Source organism: Streptomyces sp. CA-179760, assembly GCF_050937045.1.
Taxonomy (GTDB): domain Bacteria; phylum Actinomycetota; class Actinomycetes; order Streptomycetales; family Streptomycetaceae; genus Streptomyces.
Genome location: NZ_JBNJLZ010000001.1, coordinates 34,653 through 51,581, shown reverse-complemented (window position 1 = coordinate 51,581; position 16,929 = coordinate 34,653). Strand labels below are relative to the sequence as shown.

15 protein-coding genes and 7 pseudogenes are annotated in these 16,929 nt (G+C 68.9%); 13 read left to right on the top strand and 9 right to left on the bottom strand.

Annotated elements, in window-relative coordinates; translation table 11 throughout:
- Positions 1–132 precede the first annotated feature (132 nt).
- From ACQEV8_RS00300 to ACQEV8_RS00290, 3 genes are all read left to right on the top strand, one after another.
- Positions 133–711: a dihydrofolate reductase family protein gene (locus ACQEV8_RS00300; RefSeq protein ID WP_432956281.1), complete on the top strand. Its 579-nt coding sequence runs from the start codon at positions 133–135 to the stop codon at positions 709–711.
- A gap of 265 nt (positions 712–976) precedes the next feature.
- Positions 977–1,360: a thioredoxin domain-containing protein gene (locus ACQEV8_RS00295; RefSeq protein WP_432956280.1), complete on the top strand. Its 384-nt coding sequence runs from the start codon at positions 977–979 to the stop codon at positions 1,358–1,360.
- Positions 1,285–2,034, top strand: coding sequence for a DsbA family protein (locus ACQEV8_RS00290; protein ID WP_432956278.1), 750 nt, complete (start codon positions 1,285–1,287; stop codon positions 2,032–2,034). The genes ACQEV8_RS00295 and ACQEV8_RS00290 overlap by 76 nt, the downstream gene beginning before the upstream one ends.
- Positions 2,035–2,317: 283 nt before the next feature.
- Here the strand turns inward: ACQEV8_RS00290 and ACQEV8_RS00285 are convergent, their stop codons facing one another.
- From ACQEV8_RS00285 to ACQEV8_RS00275, 3 genes are all read right to left on the bottom strand, one after another.
- Positions 2,318–2,701: a transposase gene (locus tag ACQEV8_RS00285; RefSeq protein ID WP_432956276.1), complete on the bottom strand. Its 384-nt coding sequence runs from the start codon at positions 2,699–2,701 to the stop codon at positions 2,318–2,320.
- A 144-nt stretch (positions 2,702–2,845) separates the two neighbouring features.
- Positions 2,846–3,295: a hypothetical protein gene (locus ACQEV8_RS00280; RefSeq protein WP_432956274.1), complete on the bottom strand. Its 450-nt coding sequence runs from the start codon at positions 3,293–3,295 to the stop codon at positions 2,846–2,848.
- Positions 3,296–3,446: 151 nt separating this feature from the next.
- On the bottom strand, positions 3,447–4,046 hold the full coding sequence (locus ACQEV8_RS00275) for a cysteine hydrolase family protein (protein WP_432972280.1): 600 nt from the start codon (positions 4,044–4,046) through the stop codon (positions 3,447–3,449).
- Positions 4,047–4,124: 78 nt separating this feature from the next.
- Here ACQEV8_RS00275 and ACQEV8_RS00270 point away from each other — a divergent pair, with 78 nt between their 5' ends.
- Both ACQEV8_RS00270 and ACQEV8_RS00265 read left to right on the top strand, forming a co-directional pair.
- Entirely contained in the window at positions 4,125–4,646 is a 522-nt protein-coding gene (locus tag ACQEV8_RS00270; RefSeq protein ID WP_432956272.1) for a TetR/AcrR family transcriptional regulator, read from the top strand.
- A gap of 99 nt (positions 4,647–4,745) precedes the next feature.
- Positions 4,746–4,890 (top strand): annotated as a pseudogene (locus ACQEV8_RS00265) (transposase); the annotation flags it as partial.
- 645 nt (positions 4,891–5,535) lie between these two features.
- Here the strand turns inward: ACQEV8_RS00265 and ACQEV8_RS00260 are convergent.
- The 3 genes and pseudogenes from ACQEV8_RS00260 to ACQEV8_RS00250 all read right to left on the bottom strand — a co-directional run.
- Positions 5,536–5,853, bottom strand: a pseudogene (locus ACQEV8_RS00260) (transposase); the annotation flags it as partial.
- 52 nt (positions 5,854–5,905) lie between these two features.
- A pseudogene (locus ACQEV8_RS00255) lies at positions 5,906–5,986 on the bottom strand (transposase domain-containing protein); the annotation flags it as partial.
- 111 nt (positions 5,987–6,097) lie between these two features.
- Positions 6,098–6,994 carry a helix-turn-helix transcriptional regulator gene (locus ACQEV8_RS00250; RefSeq protein WP_432956270.1) on the bottom strand — a complete coding sequence of 299 codons (897 nt, stop codon included), beginning with the start codon at positions 6,992–6,994 and terminating at the stop codon, positions 6,098–6,100.
- A 123-nt stretch (positions 6,995–7,117) separates the two neighbouring features.
- On the opposite strand from ACQEV8_RS00250, the pseudogene ACQEV8_RS00245 reads away from it, so the two are divergent.
- The 4 genes and pseudogenes from ACQEV8_RS00245 (at position 7,118) to ACQEV8_RS00230 (ending at position 10,687) form a co-directional block, all read left to right on the top strand.
- Positions 7,118–8,139 (top strand): annotated as a pseudogene (locus tag ACQEV8_RS00245) (zinc-dependent alcohol dehydrogenase family protein).
- Between the two features lie 95 nt (positions 8,140–8,234).
- Complete coding sequence (locus tag ACQEV8_RS00240; protein WP_432956268.1) at positions 8,235–9,002, top strand: SDR family NAD(P)-dependent oxidoreductase; 768 nt, start codon at positions 8,235–8,237, stop codon at positions 9,000–9,002.
- A gap of 310 nt (positions 9,003–9,312) precedes the next feature.
- Positions 9,313–9,663: pseudogene (locus ACQEV8_RS00235) on the top strand ((2Fe-2S)-binding protein); the annotation flags it as partial.
- On the top strand, positions 9,632–10,687 hold the full coding sequence (locus ACQEV8_RS00230) for an XdhC family protein (RefSeq protein ID WP_432956266.1): 1,056 nt from the start codon (positions 9,632–9,634) through the stop codon (positions 10,685–10,687). The pseudogene ACQEV8_RS00235 and the gene ACQEV8_RS00230, both read left to right, overlap by 32 nt.
- Positions 10,688–10,981: 294 nt before the next feature.
- On the opposite strand, the gene ACQEV8_RS00225 is transcribed toward ACQEV8_RS00230, so the two are convergent.
- Both ACQEV8_RS00225 and ACQEV8_RS00220 read right to left on the bottom strand, forming a co-directional pair.
- Entirely contained in the window at positions 10,982–12,100 is a 1,119-nt protein-coding gene (locus ACQEV8_RS00225; protein WP_432956264.1) for a fatty acid desaturase family protein, read from the bottom strand.
- Between the two features lie 7 nt (positions 12,101–12,107).
- Positions 12,108–13,163 carry a ferredoxin reductase gene (locus ACQEV8_RS00220; RefSeq protein ID WP_432956262.1) on the bottom strand — a complete coding sequence of 352 codons (1,056 nt, stop codon included), beginning with the start codon at positions 13,161–13,163 and terminating at the stop codon, positions 12,108–12,110.
- 87 nt (positions 13,164–13,250) lie between these two features.
- Here ACQEV8_RS00220 and ACQEV8_RS00215 point away from each other — a divergent pair, with 87 nt between their 5' ends.
- From ACQEV8_RS00215 to ACQEV8_RS00200, 4 genes and pseudogenes are all read left to right on the top strand, one after another.
- Positions 13,251–14,390 carry a PucR family transcriptional regulator gene (locus tag ACQEV8_RS00215; RefSeq protein WP_432956260.1) on the top strand — a complete coding sequence of 380 codons (1,140 nt, stop codon included), beginning with the start codon at positions 13,251–13,253 and terminating at the stop codon, positions 14,388–14,390.
- A gap of 229 nt (positions 14,391–14,619) precedes the next feature.
- The gene (locus ACQEV8_RS00210) at positions 14,620–14,958 is read left to right on the top strand and encodes a thioredoxin family protein (protein ID WP_432956258.1); all 339 of its coding nucleotides are present in this window, start codon (positions 14,620–14,622) and stop codon (positions 14,956–14,958) included.
- Positions 14,959–15,181: 223 nt separating this feature from the next.
- A pseudogene (locus ACQEV8_RS00205) lies at positions 15,182–15,532 on the top strand (RNA-binding protein); the annotation flags it as partial.
- Between the two features lie 212 nt (positions 15,533–15,744).
- A pseudogene (locus ACQEV8_RS00200) lies at positions 15,745–16,218 on the top strand (hypothetical protein); the annotation flags it as partial.
- Positions 16,219–16,456: 238 nt separating this feature from the next.
- On the opposite strand, the gene ACQEV8_RS00195 reads toward ACQEV8_RS00200, so the two are convergent.
- Positions 16,457–16,927 carry a hypothetical protein gene (locus ACQEV8_RS00195; protein ID WP_432973397.1) on the bottom strand — a complete coding sequence of 157 codons (471 nt, stop codon included), beginning with the start codon at positions 16,925–16,927 and terminating at the stop codon, positions 16,457–16,459.
- Positions 16,928–16,929: the final 2 nt, after the last annotated feature.

Genomic DNA, 16,929 nt, shown 5'->3' with positions numbered 1-16,929 from the left:
ACGACCCGTAAGGCCCTGGGGGCCCGCGTCCGGGGAGGCCGGAGTCCAGGAGCCCGGGGACGATGAGTCTCGCTGTGATTGCCGGTCTATATATCTCCAGCATGCGATCAAACCGGACTCGAGGAGAGCATCATGACCGCCGCCTACACGTTCGACGTCTTTTCCAGCCTCGACGGCTTCGGCGCCGCCGGCGGTGACTGGACGGGCTACTGGGGCAAGCAGGGCCCCGAGCTCCTCGACCGCCGCCTGGCTCTCTACGGCGAGGAACAGCGCATGGTCTTCGGAGCCCACACGTATCAGGCGTTCGCGCGGATGCTCGCCTCGAGCACCGAGGAATCCGACGTGCGTGACCCATGGGTCACACGGATGAGGAGCCTGCCGACAACGGTGGTGTCGACCACACTGGAAGGCCCCCTCGACTGGCCGGACGCGAACGTCTTGAGCGGCGATGCCGTCGACATCGTCGCCCGGCTCAAGGAGGAGTCCGAGGTGCCGTTGCGCTCGCACGGCAGCCTGTCGATGAACCGGGCACTGATGGCCGCCGGCCTGATCGACCGCGTCCAGGTGACGCTCTTCCCTGTGATCACCGGTCGGACCGGCCTGGACCCGATCTTCCGTGGTGCAGCCGACTTCGACCTCGAGCTGATCGAGAGCCGGACCCTCGACGACCACATCCAAGAGCTCATCTACCGGCCCACCCTGCACGTCTGAGTGCACCCATGCAATGCACCCCTCCTGCCGGGCCCAACCACCACCGACCACGGCACGACGGCGTATGACTGCGAGTATCTGGAAGGACCTTGCAATCCGGCGCCACCCCGAGGGCCGCCCGGCCATGGCCGAACCCGGCGAAGGTGTGCTGACTGTGGCGGACGCGCGTCACCGGCGTGGCGATCAGCCCCCGCTCTCCACCACGCCCGGTGCTGGGCAGATGTCGCACAAATGATCTAGAGTCACCCTGCTCTTCGGGGACGGGATGGCGCATGATGCGTGGGAGTGTCGGGCTGTGGTGGGCGCGGCTGCCATGTTGATGCCCGTGGGGTGCGGGCAGGCGGCGACGGAGCAGAGGCCCGCCTTTGAGGCTGCGGAAGAACTGCCGGAGAAACTCGGTGCGGACGGCACCACCATCACCGTCGGCGATACGGACGCAGAGGTGAAGGTCCACTTGTATGAGGATCCCCGCTGCCCTGTATGCGAGCAGTTCGAGCTCGGTGGCCCGCAGTTGCCTAAGGCGATGCTCAACCGCTCAACGCGCTGCGCGCCGCGCTGGAGCAGGGCAAGTTCGTGGAGTACCACGAGGTGCTCTACGCCTACCAGCCCGAGGAGAGCGTCGACGGCTACACCGACGCCAACCTGCTGAAACTGACGGATCGAGTGACGGGCCTGCGCGGTCCGCAGTTCGACGCGGCCGTGAAGTCCATGAAGTACCGCACCTTCGTGTCCAAGTCCCAGAAGGCCTACGAGCGGGCAGGAGGAGCAGCGGAGCCCGAAGGCCCCGGTACACCCACCGCTGTGATCAACGACAGACGGATCCCATCGGAGGCCAACGCCGTCCTCCTGGACACCAACGCCGCCACCGAGCTACCCAGGGCACGACCTCGATCAGGTTCGGCATGCTCTGTTGCCGTGGAACTCCGGCTGCACGCTGCTGCAGTCGGCCACCACATGAAACCGAGCGGTGGCTGCTCGTGCCGGGCCGCCCCGAACTCGGCGGGGCTCATGTGCAGCGCAGAACGCCTGGATTGCGAGCCGGTGACGGCCTGTTTGGAGCCGGGGATCCTGCACGACCATACGGACATGCCCGAACTTGCCGACAAGCATCCTTCCAACAGAAACGATGCCTTCACTGCTGGCTGTCTCCTGCTGCTCGTGCTGCTGGCGGACGTGGCCGCCGGATTGCTGGTCGTCATCGTGCTCGCAGTACGGGGACTGGCCCGGATGGAGCCCGGCTCCGGACAGGCAGCGGCCGACCCACCGCCCGCCGACTGGACGCCGGTGCTGTGCTTCGGCGTCCTGGCCTGGCGGTCGGCGTGACGGGCCTGGTGCTGCTGCGGCTGGGACACCGAGCCATCGGGACGGTCCAGTTGGCCCTCTGCGTCGTCTTGGCAGGCGGCCAAGCGCTGAGGGTCTGGCCCTGACCCAGGAAGCGGTCAGATGCCCACTCTCACGCGGTGGCCAGGTGCCGCGAGCTCGGCGACGGCCATCGCGAAGGCGCGGTGGACAACCTCGGCCTTGCCCAGGGGGCGCCGGCCACCTGACGCTGCTGCTGCGTCGGCACGGCGTTTTCGCGCTCCCGAGGCCGCGGGTAACCGGGCGATCAACCGGGCATGGGCGGTCCCGGGAGCCCGGAGGCCTTACACCCGCCCGCACTTGGAGGAGCGGCCGTGGCCTCGGAGCGCGGCATGCTGGGCGTCGTTGCGTGCGGCGTCGCCCCAGTGGTGGGTGAGTGGCGTCTTGAGGTCTTCGCGGCCTTGGCGGCCGCGCGTTTGTGCTCGCGCCAGCGGCGGAAGAAGGCGTAGACCCGGCCCCGTGCGGGGAAGTCCTCGGGCAGCGCCCGCCACGAGATCCTGCCCGCGACCAGATTGCGGATCGCGTCCAGCCTCTGGCGACGGCAATAGCCCTCGGGCGGCCCGCCTCTGCCCTGGAGCCAGGTCGGCACCGGCAGCAACGGCCGCACGGCTGCCCACTCCGCGTCCGTCATGTCCGATGGGTACCGGCGAACGCGATCGGGATGATCGGCTGCGTTGCCGTACACGTGCACAAGGGTCGCCCGCCGCGGCGGGCGTGTTGAAGTCATCGGGTTCGGGCGCGTACAAACGTCCAAGATCAGTTTAAGTGTGACTCTCTAGTCACTAATCAGCCAAACCTGGACAATCCACACCTCAAGGGGATCCTCGTGCGGCTCTTCGGGAGGGAAGGGATCGAGTGCCAGCAAAGCCTCAACGTGATCGCGCCCTCGGCAGAGCAAACGCAGGTGATAGCGCCCCGGCTGCAGCGTGATCTCGCCGTAGCAGGCGCCGTTCAAGTCGACCACCGCGAGGCGATCTGCCATCGGAGACTGAAAATCCCGTTCGTACTCCCACGAGCCTGATGGCTGAGAAGCAGGACCGTCCCACACTTCCAAACGCACCAAAGGGTAGAAATCGTTGTCGCTGGAGGTAAGGCTCCAGCCATCTCCGGGGATCTGAACAATGTCGTCCTCCGCCGGTGCTTGTTCGAAGAGGATGGGGCCGATCTGGATAGTCCTGTAGTACACACGCGGGCGGACATCAACAGCGTTGATCAGAGTGGGCACTTACTCTCCTCACTGTCGAGCGAGCAGGCCCCGCAGGCTGGCCCCGACTTGAACCTGATCCCCCCCTGCCTCCTGCGCCTACCGCCGGAAGACCCCCGACCAGTAACTCCGTTCGATCTACATGTACCAAGGTCGATTGAGATACGGCTTCTCAGGACAGTGGCCTCCCCAGCGTGTCGCTGAGGTCCCGCTGCGGTGCGATCGCTTTGACCCAGTCCTCGACCGCGAGGACATCTGCCCACTGGGGGAACAGCTTTTCGGTGAGCATCGTGTGCACCTCGGGGTCGGTGTCGAGGCAGGCATCCGCCAGGACGGTGAGGCCGAAGTCCAGGTCGATGGCGTGCCACAGGGTGGACAGCACCACAGCGCTGGTGGCGATGCCGGTGAGAACGAGGCTGTCGATATCGCGGGCCCGGAGTACCACGTCGAGGTCGCTGCCCGAGAACGCGCTCCCCCGCCTCTTGGTTACCACGACGTCGCCCTGCTGGGGCGTGACGTCGTCATGGATCTCGGTGCCAGGGGCGCCCTCGGTGAACAGGCCGGCCCGCACAGCGTTTGTGATCACCTTGTTGCGCGGGCTGACTTCTGGATCGCCCGGCCGTAACCCCATCACCACGTAGATCACGGGGATACCGGCAGCCCGGGCCCCGTCGATCGCCCTGCGCAAGCGCGGCAGATATCCAGAACCGTCGTCGGCGATGGCCACGACGTCCCGTTGGACGTCCATCACCAGAAGTGCGCTGTTTGCCATGCATCCCGTCCCTTCCTCGTTGGGAAACAGGAGCAAGTCTGGTGGATCAACCGAGCCGCGGTGGAGGTTTCGGAGATCGTGCGCAAGGACGCTGCCCGCAACTGGCAGCGGATCGTCGACGTCGGCCGGCAACTCGTGGAAGACGGCGTCCCGCTGCAGCTCAACGACGTCGCCCGGCTCGCCAAGGTGGGGGTGGTCAACGTCTACCGGCACTTCCCGACCTCCGAAGCGCTGATGGAGACCGTGGCTGCGCCGGGCCTGGAAGCCCTGGCCGCCCACGCCGAACAGGCGCTGACCCAGGACGACCTCTGGCAGGCCCTGGCAGAGTTCCTCGACACCACGCTGGAGGCGCAGCTGACCGACCCCTCCATCACGGCCGTGCGCTCCGCGCCGGACCAGGTCCTGCCCCGGACCACCGAACTCGCCGCCGCGATGGATTCCCGGGCCGGCCGCCTGCTCGATCGCGCGCGCGAGGCGGGAGTGGTGCGTGACGTGGCCACCTGGGACGACCTGCTCCCGCTCATGTGCGGAATCGCCTACGCCGCGCAGATCCACGCCGACGACCTTCAGACCCGGCTCGCCTCCGCCGCCGCTACCTGAGCGTGATGCTGCACGGGCTGCGCGCCTGAGACAGCCGCGCGACACGCGCTACCCGAGGGCTACCGCAGCGAAGAGACCTGGAGGCCATGGCCGACGTCGTTGATCCTCGCCGAGATCGACGCCGACATCGCCCGCTTCCCCACGGCCGCCGATCTTGCCTCCTGGGCCGGTGTCTGCCCTGGCAACAACGAGTCCGGCGGCAGCAAGGAGCCCGGGCAGGACCCGCCACGGCGGCCCCTGGCTCATGTTCACCCACGACTCGGTATACGCCGACCTCAGCGGCCGCTACTTCATCGCGACGGCGACGCCGGAGGCCCGGCTCGCGCGGCGAGCTTCACGGCGAGTCCAACGCGGGGCATGCGGTAGGGCGCGGGGAGATCGGGGCGGTGCAGGTGGCGGGCGGTTGTGTGACTCCACGCGCTGGAAGTGGGAAACAGTCCGGTCGGCCACGGCCCGGCAACCGCCGCCATACCGAGATCGGCGTCGACGGTCCGGGCTGGCGCTGCGGACGCTACCCGGAGCGCAAGGTCCGCTGAGGGAGCGGACACGAGAGGGCTCTCGTCGAGCAGGTTCAGTCCGTGCGCCTCGAAGGAGCCGATCGCAGATGAACCACGACCGACCGGAGGTGACCGGCCGTGCGGGTCGAACAGCTAGACGCAATACCGGTGATTTAGGTTGTTTTCCGGTGGGCGGGTCTGGTCTTGGTCGGCCCGACCAGAGCCACGTGGGGAATGTCCGGCCGGGGCGGATTGCGGTGCTCGGCGCGTTTGAGTTTCCAGTTGGACATCTTGCGTTTGATGACGCGGGGGCTGGAGCGCGACCGGCGTGGGGGCAGGGGGCGTTCGCGGATCTCACGCAGGGCCGTGGCCAGGGCCCGGGCCATTCGCGAGGGGGGAAAAGCCGCCTGGTCGGTGACATGGCGGCGGATGATGCGCAGGGTGCGGGTGAAGGAGATCCGGTCGGGGTCCTGGTCCGATTGCCGGGCGGCTTGATGCATCAGGTCCCGCAGAGCGTGATGCATCAGCAGGAAGGCGAAGATCTCCTGCTCCACCCCACGGGGGTGCTGGGAGCGCAGGACGAGGCGGGGCCCGCCCTGGTGGGTCTTGATCTCGTCCAGCGTGCTCTCGATCTCCCACCGCTGGGCATACAGCGCGGCCAGCGACACGGCCGACGCGGCCTTCGGGTCGAGGATGGTGGTGATCAGCCGGTAGACCGTGCCGTTGCCGTCGCGGCCGAGGGTGTACTCCCCGGGCCGGCAGCAGCCGGTGACGCTGCTCGGCCCGGCCGCACTCCGCGATCACCTCGTCCACCAACTCCGGCGGAAACGCCCGGGTCAGCACCCCCAGCGCAATCCGATCCGACAATCGCTCGCCTGCCGGCGACTTCACCTGTCCGGGCCTTGGCACACCTCACCCAACGACCCGAAAACACCAAAGTCACCGGTATTGCAGCTAGGGGTGACGGGGGTGGGTTCGGCGTACCTCGTCGTTGGCGGTCTGCGGCTGCTTCTGCGTTTCGGCCCAGGCCGCCAGCAGGGTGAGTGCGTCGGCGCTGGGGGTGCCGGGATCCGCGGTGTAGGTGGTGATGGAGACGTGCGGGTCGCCGGGAAGGGCGAAGTCGTCGTACACGAGGGTCATCGTGCCGACGGCCGGGTGGTGGACGGCCTTGCGTCCGCGTGAGTGGCGGCGCACATTGTGCTTGGCCCAGCGGGTGCTGAAATCGGTGCTGCGGGTGGAGAGTTCGCCGACGAGCCCGGTCAGCTGCTTGTCCAGCGGGTCGCGCCCCGCGGTCGCGCGGAGTATGGCGACCACCTGGTCCTTCGCCTCGTCGTGGTCGGTGTAGTAGGCCTCCGCACGTGGGTCGAGGAACACGTATCGGGCGATGTTCGGTGGCTGCTGGGCCATCGTGAACAGGTCGGCGTACAGCGCCCGCCCCAGGTCGTTGGCCGCGAGGAGATCGAGGCGGCCGTTCTGGACGACGGCGGGCACGCTCATGGACTCGAGGACCTGCTGCACGGACGCGGTGATGGGGGAGGTGCGCTGGGGGCGTTTGCGGCGTGCGCCGGGTGCAACGTTGCGTGCCAGGTCGTACAGGTGGGCGCGCTCGTCGTCGTCGAGTTTCAGTGCACGGGCGATCGCATCGAGGACGCTCTCGGACGCGCCACCGAGTTGGCCACGCTCCATACGGGTGTAGTACTCGACGCTGAGGCCGGCGAGCATCGCGACTTCCTCGCGCCGCAGTCCTTTGACGCGGCGGTTGCCTCCGACGTAGGGCAGCCCGGCCTGCTCGGGAGTGATCCGCGCCCTGCGGCTCATGAGGAAGCCCCGGATCTCCTGCTGAAACTCCATGCCTCCAAGGCTAGGACGCCTGTTCCTGATGAGGGGGTCCCTGAGAGTGCCTGGCAGACATCCGCTTGGCGAGGGACGGTCTTTGGGCAATCCAGAAAGGCTGTCTGAAAGGGATGTCTGCCAATGCGTGGAGCTGTCCTGTATGCCCCGGGCGATGTCCGGGTGGAAGAGCGCGAGAACCCCGTGATCGTCGCGCCGACGGATGCGATCATCCGTGTGTCGGCGACGTGCGTGTGCGGGTCTGACCTGTGGGATTACCGCGGCGTCAACGACGTGACGCAGCCCACCCCGGCGGGGCACGAATACGTCGGCGTGGTCACCGAGATCGGCGACGAGGTCAAGAACATCAAGGTCGGCGACTTCGTCGTCGGGTCGTTCTTCGCCTCGGACAACACCTGTGAGATCTGTCAGGCGGGCTACCAGTCACGGTGTGCGCATGCCGAGTTCGTCGGGGCCGGCGGAGCGCAGTCGGAGCACCTGCGGGTGCCGCTGGCCGACGGCACCCTCGTCGCCACCCCGGGATGCCGGACGAGGACCTGATCCCCTCGCTCCTGGCCGCCTCCGACGTGCTCGGAACGGGATGGTTCGGCGCCGTGGCCGCCGAGGCCGGACCGGGCAAGACCGTGGCCGTGGTCGGGGACGGAGCCGTGGGCCTGCTCGCCGTCCTGGCCGCGAAGCAGCTGGGAGCGGAGCGGATCATCGCGATGTCGCGGCACGCGTCGCGCCAGAAGCTCGCCCGCGAGTTCGGCGCGACCGACATCGTCGAAGAGCGCGGCGACGAGGGCGTCGCAAGGATCAAGGAGCTCACCGGCGGATACGGCGCCCACAGTGTGATCGAGGCCGTCGGCACCCAGGAATCGATGATGCAGGCCATCCGCTCCACCCGCCCCGGCGGACACGTGGGATACGTGGGCGTGGCCCACGGGGTGGAGCTTCCGGGCGAGGAGGTGTTCTTCGCCGAGGTGCACCTGCACGGCGGCCCCGCTCCGGTGCGCCGGTTCCTGCCCGAGCTGATCCAGCTCATCTGGGACCGCGAGATCGACCCGGGCAAGGTCTTCGACCTCACCCTCCCACTCGATCAGGCCGCGGAGGGATTCAAGGCGATGGACGAGCGCCGCGCCATCAAGACCCTGCTCAAGCCCTGACCCCGCACTCACCGATCCCAGTCGCTCTCGCCCGGGACCTCGAACATCCCGGGCAGGGCTGCGCACCTCATTTCGATCTCGACGGGAGAACCCCCATGAACCCCACCTACGACTTCTCCGGGCAGGTGGCCCTGATCACCGGCGCCGCCTCCGGCATGGGACTGGCCGCCGCCCGGGCCTTCGCCGACTCCGGCGCCGCCGTGGTCCTGGCCGACCGCGACGACGACGCCGTCCACAAGGCGGCCGAAGAGATCACCGGCAGCGGCGGGCGGGCGACCGGTGTCGTCTGCGACGTCACCGACGAACAGCAGGCGGAAGCGGCAGTGCGGGCCGCGGTGACGGAGTACGGCCGCCTGGACATGGCGTTCAACAACGCCGGCATCCAGGTGCCGCCGACCGACGCGGCCGACGAGACGGCCGAGAACTTCGACCAGGTCAACGCCGTCAACCTGCGCGGCGTCTGGGCGGCTATGAAGCACGAACTGCGACAGATGCGCGAGCAGGGCAGCGGCGCCATCGTCAACTGCTCCTCGCTTGGCGGGCTCGTCGGACTGCCCGAGCGCGCCGCCTACCATGCCTCCAAGCACGGCGTCATCGGCCTGACCCGCAGCGCCGCGGTCGAGTACGCGCCCCGCGGCATCCGCGTCAACGCCGTGTGCCCCGGCGTCATCAACACCCCGATGGTCGCCGACATGGTCGAAAACCAGGCCGAGGCCATGGCCGGGATCATCAAGGAACAGCCCATCGGCCGGCTGGGGACAGCGGACGAGGTCGCAGCAGCTGTCCTGTGGCTGTGCAGCCCCGGTGCCGGCTTCATCATCGGAACGGCTCTTCCCGTCGACGGTGGCTTCACCGTCCACTGAGGTGCGAGGCAGGCCGCAGAGCCAGCACCGTACAGGAGACAGCAGGGTCGACTTTCACTCCGTCCCCGGTGCCGGATACGTGGACCGACGACAAGACGGACCTGATTCCGTTCGACGCGGGAAAGGGGAGCGGCCCCGGGACCTGGGATCAGCAGCCGGATTCTTCCCACCCCATCCGCACCCTCTCCCCGGGCATCCGTCACCACTCCGCCTCATGGCGACGCACAAGACGCCCGCTGCAAACGACGACACCTCCCCCCTGCCCAGCCGCGGTCGCGGCTGATCCGCCCAGCGATGCGAAGGCGTACCCATGTCCAGTGAATCTGTGTCTGCTGTTCCACCGCCCGTTGAACCGGGCGATCCGTCCTCGGCGCCCACCCGGCGGACCTTCATCGCCACCACCACCGCGGTCGGTGGCGTCGCCGTCGCGGGCGGCGTGATCGGAGGCTCCTTCCTCGTCGGCTCGGAGGAAGCGGCTGCGGCCGCGGCGCCTGCGAGCCGTGTGTCCCTGACGGTGAACGGCACCCGGCGGACGGTGACGGTGGACAACCGCACCTCGCTGCTGGACCTGCTGCGCGAGCACTTCGGTCTGACCGGTTCCAAGAAGGGATGCGACGCCGGAGCGTGCGGTGCGTGCACGGTGCTGGTGGACGGGCAGCAGCATCTCCGGCGGCTGCGTCGAGGGAGCCGTCTACGAGCTGTGCCGGCAGGTACTCGAGGATGAGGGCGCGCCCCAGCGAGCCTGGTTCGGCTACTCCGACGACGATGCCTTCGCCGTCGGACTGACCTGCGGCGGCGAGCTCGACGTCCTGGTCCAGCGCATCGACCCCGCGGCGCAGCCCCACCTGGCCGCCGCGTTCGACGAGGTCAGCCGGGGCAGGCCCACGGCTGTGGCACAGATAGTCAACGGTCCCGAGGAACTTCTTGGGCGCACGTCGTGTGTCCTCGGTGACGTCGACACCGCCTACGGAACACTGGACGACGGCGAGGTGGACCGGACGGTGACGGACCAGGCCGCTGCCCTGCTGCGAGCCGGACGCACCGCCCGCGTCGACATCGGCGGCGACGCGGACACCTGCCCCAAGCAACTGACCGTCCACGTCCATGCGTCCCGGCCCCGCATGCTGATCTTCGGCGCCGTCGACTTCGCCGCCGCCCTCAGCCGGATCGGACACCTCCTGGGCTACCGGGTCACCGTGTGCGACGCACGCCCGGTCTTCGCCACGGCGGACCGGTTCCCGGAGGCGGACGAGGTCGTGGTCGACTGGCCTCACCGGTACCTGGAACGAACCGAGGTCGACGCCCGCACCGCGATCTGCGTCCTCACACATGACGCCAAGTTCGACATCCCCCTGCTGCGCCTCGCCCTCGACCTGCCTGTCGGCTATGTCGGCGCGATGGGATCCCGGCGCACCCACGACGAACGCCTTCGACGCCTGCGCGAAGCCGGTGTGCCCGAGGCCCGGCTGGCCCGGCTGCGCTCACCGATCGGGCTCGACCTCGGCGCCCGCACACCCGAGGAGACAGCAGTTTCCATCGCCGCAGAGATCATCTCCCACGGCAACCACACCACCGGCCTGCCCCTGTCCGACCGCACGGGGCCGATCCATGGACCGCTCGTCCGACGCCAGGCCGACGGTCGGAGCATCCCCCACCTCGCCGCACACGTCAGCGTGGACCGCTGAGGCCAACCGGTCGGCCCACCCCGGCAGCAGCGCAGGGTCGGACACAGGGGCGGCGAGCATCGGTTCCGGCAGTGTCCACGTCACAGCCCGTGCCTTCCACCGAGCCCGCCCGTCGGCAAACCGAGTGCGCGTCCGCCCCCGACCACCGGCCCGGCCATGGCCGGTCACGACACCGGGCTGCCCGGACCCCGTGTCGTACGGTGTGATGTCGCGGCCGCCCACCGTCCGCAACGGATCTCACCGACCCGGCGGTGCCGCCGGTACGGGCCGAAAGATCTGAACCAGGACCGGGAATCAGGCCGCGACGAGCTCCTGCTCGCGGTCCGGCGTCTTGACCTTGGGCTTCTTGTTCGGCAGCGAGAGCCGGAAGACCTTGTGCCACGCGGAGAACACCTGCTTGGGCAGCGGCCCGGTGACGTACTCGAGCTCGTACTTCTCGAACAGCGCGCGCACCTTCACCGCGACCTCGGCGTACCGGTTGCTCGGCAGGTCCGGGAACAGGTGGTGCTCGATCTGGTGCGACAGGTTGCCGGTCATGAAGTGCATGGCCCTGCTGCCGCTGATGTTCGCCGAGCCCATCATCTGGCGCAGGTACCACTGGCCGCGCGTCTCGCCCTTGATCGACCGGCGCTCGAAGACCTGCACGCCCTCGGGGAAATGCCCGCACATGATCACCGAGTGGGTCCAGAGGTTGCGGACCAGGTTCGCGGTGAACGTGGCTGCGAGCGTGGTGAGGAACGACGGGCCCGAAAGCAGCGGGTGGATCACGTAGTCCTTGAGCACCTGCTTGCGGATCTTGCGGCCCACGGCCTTGGCCCGTGCGCGGAACTCCGGGTTCTTGCGGCGGCGCTTGTGCAGGTTCTTGCCGAGCTCCAGGTCGTACGCGGCGATGCCGTACTCGAAGAAGCACGCGTTGATGAAGTTCCACAGCGGCTGACCGAGGTGGAAGGGGTGCCACTTCTGGTCCTCGTCGACGCGCATGATGCCGTAGCCGAGGTCGTTGTCCTTGCCGATCACGTTGGTGTACGTGTGGTGCAGCTCGTTGTGCGAGTGCTTCCACTGGTCGGACGGCGAGACGTGATCCCATTCCCAGGTGGTGGAGTGGATCTTCGGGTCCCGCATCCAGTCCCACTGGCCGTGCAGGACGTTGTGACCGATCTCCATGTTGTCCATGATCTTCGCCACGGACAGCCCGGCGGTGCCGATCAGCCACGCGGGCGGGAAGAACGAGAACAGCAGCACGCCCCTGCTGACCAGCTCGAGCTTGCGCTGCGCCGAGATGACCTTGCGGATGTAGGCGGCGTCCTTCTCGCCGCGGTCGGCGATCACCTCGTCGCGGATCGCGTCCAGCTCGCGGCCGAGCTCCTCGATCTGCTCCGCGGTCAGGTGGGCGGTGGGGTCGATGGCGGTCAAGGTGTTCCTACCGTTCGATGTCGCAGGGGCCCGCCGCGGCGGACACACAGGTCTGGATGAGGACGCCCGGTTCGGCTTCGGTGATCTCGCCGGTGCGCAGGTCGCGGACGGCGCCCGCCTTGAGCGGTGTGACGCAGCCGAAGCAGATGCCCATGCGGCACCCGGAGGGCATGAGCACGCCGGCCTCCTCGCCGATGTCCAGCAATGGCGTGGCGCCGTCCGCATCGACGGTCTTGCCGGTGGCGCTGAATGTGACCTCGCCGCCGTCGCCGGCGGCGACGATGCTGGGGCGGAAGCGTTCGGTGTGCAGGCGCTCCGGGACGCCGTGCTCGCCCCAGTGTTTCTCGGCGGCGTCGAGCAGCCCCGCGGGCCCGCAGGCCCAGGTCTCGCGCTCGGTCCAGTCGGGCACGAGTTCGTCTAGACGGGCGATGTCGAGCATGCCGTCCGTGTCGGTGTGCACCTCGGTCAGACGCAGCTTCTTGTCCGCGACCAGCTCGTGCAGCTCGTTGCGGAAGATCACGTCGTGCGGCTGCGGCGCGCAGTGGACCATGACGACGTCGTCGAACTCGGTGTCGCGCAGCATGCCCATCACGGGCGTGATGCCGCTGCCGGCCGTCAGGTAGAGCACCTTGGCGGGCTTGGCCCGCGGCAGCACGAAGTCACCGGTCGGCTGGTCGAGCTGGATCAGCGTGCCCGGTTTCGTCCTGCGGACCAGGTGGTTGCTGACTTTGCCGTCCGGGATCGCCTTCACGGTGATCGTGACGCGGCCGTCCCGGCGGTTGGTCGGCGAGGTGAGGGAGTAGGCACGCCACAGGCGCACCCCGTCGACGTCGACCCCGATCCGCACGTACTGACCGGCCGTGTGGCCGCGCCAGCCCCGTCCCGGCCTGATCACGATGGTCGCGGCGTCACCCGTCTCGGGGTGCACGGCCTCGATGCGCCCCCGCAGGTCAGCGCCCGCACGCAGCGGGCTGACCAGGTCGAGGTAGTCCGACGGCAGCAGCGGCGTCGTGACCATCTCCAGTAGTTTCCACGCCCTGCTGCGGAGGGCTGTACTCGTCATGACTCCAGCTTGCTGCGTCTCAGGGCGTAAAGTCCTGACCGGAAGACGTGAATCTGGTCGGTGGGATTGTTCGCAGGGAATAAAAACGTGAGCCATGTAATGCGGAGGGCCAGCGAACTGGCCCTGGATGAGACGACGGTCACCGTACTTCGGGCCGCGCTGAAGACCACCGCCGACGAGGTCGTCCAGGCGATCATCGACGAGGTCCCTCCCTACGCCAACGCCCTCTCGGGCCACATGGGCGCCACCATCCGCCGAGCCGTCCGCACCGCCCTGGGACACTACCTGGACCTCGCGAGCGGGAACGCCACGGGCGGCGACGGTGGTGACGCGGCCTACGAGCTGGGCCGCGGCGAGGTCCGCGACGGCCGTTCGATGGACGCCCTGCTCAGCGCCTACCGCGTCGGTGCCCGCGTGGCCTGGCGCTGCCTGGCAGCGGGTGCCGTACCCGCAGGTCTGCCCGCCGCCGAAGTCGCCAAGTTCGCCGAGCTGACCTTCGCCTACATCGACGAGCTCTCCGCCGCGAGCGCCGCGGGCCACGCCGACGAACTGGCCGCCCGGGGCCGGGCTCATGAGCGCCACCTGGAACACCTGGCCCGCGACCTCCTCGCCGGGGCGAGCCCGGATGTGCTGCTGGCCTCTGCGCAACGGGCCGGATGGCAGCCTCCGGGTTCGCTGACCGCGGTCCTGCTGCCCGCCGCCCAGGCCCGGCCTGCCTACCGCGCGCTCGACCAGAGCACCCTCGTCCTCGACGATCTGCCGGACGCCACCGGTGTGCTGCTCGTCCCCGACGCCGACCGATCACATCTCTTGCGGCAGCTGACCGACCGCACCGCCGTGGTCGGCCCGGCCCGGCCATGGACTCGAGCGTCCGCCTCGTACGCACGAGCCGTACGCGCCCGCTCCCTCTCCTCTGATATTCGAGACACCGAGGACCACTTGCCCGAGCTGGTGCTCAGCGCCGACGTGGACGCGCTCGCAGACCTGCGTGCCCGAGCCCTCGCACCGTTGCGGACCTTGCCCGACGCGACCGCACGACGGCTGGAGGAGACGTTGCGGGCGTGGCTGCTGCACCAGGGCAGGCGGGAGGAGGTGGCGGCCGCGTTGTTCGTCCATCCCCAGACCGTCCGGTACCGGATGTCGCAGCTGCGGGAGCTGTTTCCGGATCTCGCATCGCCGCACCGGGTCCTTGAACTGACGCTGGCGGTCGGTCTTCCGGTCAGCTGACGCGTACTTCGACCGGCCACGACCGCCTCCGCAAGCGGTCCAGGAATCGTGCCTCGTCCTCGGTCAGCAGAGGCGGGGCCGGGCCGCTCGGGCCGGGGACCACCGTGGTTCCGCGACGGCCCCGCGCCTCCCCGCCGACAGGTCAACCGGACGACCGACCGGGCCGGCCTGGCACGCCGCGCGAGGGATGATGGGAATGGAATGAAGGAACGTGAGATCAGGAGCTTCCATGGCGAAGCGGCTTCACCGACCCCGTGAGGACGCGGAGTTCGATTTCATCCTCGGGATGAGCAAAGTTCCGGTCCTCGCATACTTCACCGGGACATGGCCCAAGGCAATCGAGCACTGCCGGGTGATGGACCTCGTCGTGGGTGGCATCGCCGACGGCTACACCGGCCGCCTGACGGCCGTCCGCGCTGACATCACGCGTTGTCCGGCCGTGACCGAGCGATACGGGATCACCGGAGCCCCGTCCTATGTCCTGCTGAAGGAGGGAGAGGCGGTGGCGCACGGCACGGGGCCTATGACCATCGCCGAGGTACGGAAGTTCCTGGACGGCCACCTCTGAGCGGCCGCTGCGGCACGTGGCGGCGACGCGCGTCACATCCCGTCTCTGGGAGCGACCGTCGCCGCCACCCACAACCGGCTCCGGACCGGTCTGGAGCGTGATGCGAACACTCAGCGAAGTCCACGGAGCCGAGAACGTACGCCTCGTCGTCTGGTTCCACTGAGGGCTGAGCACGTAGTCGGCCAGACAGGCTGGTACCCCTTCTGACCGTGCAGGGAGCAGCGTGTCGCCGTCCTTCGTCCACCAGATCACCAAGTACGACCCCGCCGACCGTGACGAGCGCGGCCACTACACCGGCGCCGAGGACACGGTCGGTGACCACGGGCCGGTCGAAGCGGCGTACCTGGCGGCGATCGCGGCCTTCGCGGAGGCCTCGGGCATCGACCGGCTGGAGATCCGTGAGCCTGCGGTCACCGGCTTCGTCCACTTCGGATTGGAGCCGCCCGTGGAGGGACACGGTCTGAACGGGCTCTTCCCGCCCGACCTCACCGGATACCACGACGGGGCCGAGGTCTCCCTTCCGGTGGCGCTGGAGCTGGTCCGGGTCATGCTCCGCGACCAGGGCGCCTGCCGCCGTCCGCGGCGCTGGTGGAGCTGAAGCGAGCGTTCAGCTACCACGGCACCAACCCCCGCCACCTGGGGGAGGTCCTGAGCGTACGGACGCTCTCCCGCCCCGGAGCCGCCGTACGAGTCGGCATCGGCCCGGCCATCACGCTCGCGGTCACCGCCTCGGCACAGATCACCACCCCCGGCGGCGTCCTCGCCATCGACCCCAACAGGTCGCCCATGGCTGGGGCCGCTGCCCGTCGACGCCCTGCACGGCATCGGACCCAGCCAGGCCGGCGCCCTGCGGGACCACGGCATCCACACCGTCGGCATACTCGCCGTCGTGCACCCGCCACCGTCCAGCGCCTGCTGGGCGGCCGCGCCGGACGCCTGGCTGCCGACCGGGCCCGCGGCATCCCCCCGTCACCCCCGCACGTTGCCGCCTCCGCCGCGACCCGCTGCACCTTCCCCCAGCGCACCCTCGACGGCACGGCGGTCCGCGCCGCTCTGCTCGACCTGGTCGTCCAGCTCGGACAGCTGCTGCGCCAGCGTGGGCAGGCCGCTCGCGCACTGCGGCTCACCCTGCACTTCGCCGGCGGCGCCACCGGGGAGACCTCCCGCCGCCGGCAGCAGGCCTCCGCCCACGACGAGGACCTGCACACCCTCGCCTACCGTCTGATGGACGCCGCCGGTCTCCAGCACGGCCGCCTGACCGGCCCCGCTCTCAAGGGCGAGGACCTCGTCGACGCCGACCAGGTCGCCCAGCAGATCAGCCTCGACACGGCCCGCGATCGAAAGCTTCCGCGAGCACCGGCGTGGTGGCGGGTCGTCTTGAATCTGGTGGGGTACCGGCCCGCATGGAGGGACCAGAGCGAAGTCGGCACAGCGACCCTGGGGGAGGGGATGTACGGATCCTCGACCCGTCAGCTCTTCCCGGCGGGCGGTGCAGCTGTCAACTCCTTGCGCGCTGGGCCGCATCCCATGACTGCTTCTGCCAGAACAGCACGAGGAAGAGTGCCAAAAGCAGACCGTCGGACAGCGGCTGGCTCTCCTCATGCAGCTGCACTCGAATGGGACGTGTGCCGAGTCGGTCGTAGAAGATCCGGAGCGGTCCGATGGCACGAACCCGGCTCCCGCCGCCGTCGTACTCCAGCTCATAAGGCCCCAGGCGCAGCAGACGGTTGCCGAACCTGCTGCATTCACAGCTCCACCGACCGACGGTGCGCGGCAGGACGGACCACCTGCGGTAGGTGATCTCGACGTCGCCCACGGCGCGCAACGTTGTACTGAACCGCTGGTACTCGAGCGGCCATGACCCCAGTGCGCGTGGTGTGCTGTCCAGCCACTCCCTTCGGCCGTAGGAGACCTCCACATCGCCGATACGGCGCAGCAGCCCTTTCCTATACGTCAGCTCGACGTCCATCT

Excerpts from the sequence above, each read along its gene's own strand:
- ACQEV8_RS00300 (WP_432956281.1), top strand. The coding sequence starts at position 133 with ATGACCGCCGCCTACACGTTCGACGTCTTTTCCAGCCTCGACGGCTTC.
- ACQEV8_RS00295 (WP_432956280.1), top strand. The coding sequence starts at position 977 with ATGGCGCATGATGCGTGGGAGTGTCGGGCTGTGGTGGGCGCGGCTGCC.
- ACQEV8_RS00285 (WP_432956276.1), bottom strand. The coding sequence starts at position 2,701 with ATGACGGACGCGGAGTGGGCAGCCGTGCGGCCGTTGCTGCCGGTGCCG.
- ACQEV8_RS00275 (WP_432972280.1), bottom strand. The coding sequence starts at position 4,046 with ATGGCAAACAGCGCACTTCTGGTGATGGACGTCCAACGGGACGTCGTG.
- ACQEV8_RS00250 (WP_432956270.1), bottom strand. The coding sequence starts at position 6,994 with ATGGAGTTTCAGCAGGAGATCCGGGGCTTCCTCATGAGCCGCAGGGCG.
- ACQEV8_RS00240 (WP_432956268.1), top strand. The coding sequence starts at position 8,235 with ATGAACCCCACCTACGACTTCTCCGGGCAGGTGGCCCTGATCACCGGC.
- ACQEV8_RS00220 (WP_432956262.1), bottom strand. The coding sequence starts at position 13,163 with ATGACGAGTACAGCCCTCCGCAGCAGGGCGTGGAAACTACTGGAGATG.
- ACQEV8_RS00210 (WP_432956258.1), top strand. The coding sequence starts at position 14,620 with ATGGCGAAGCGGCTTCACCGACCCCGTGAGGACGCGGAGTTCGATTTC.
- ACQEV8_RS00195 (WP_432973397.1), bottom strand. The coding sequence starts at position 16,927 with ATGGACGTCGAGCTGACGTATAGGAAAGGGCTGCTGCGCCGTATCGGC.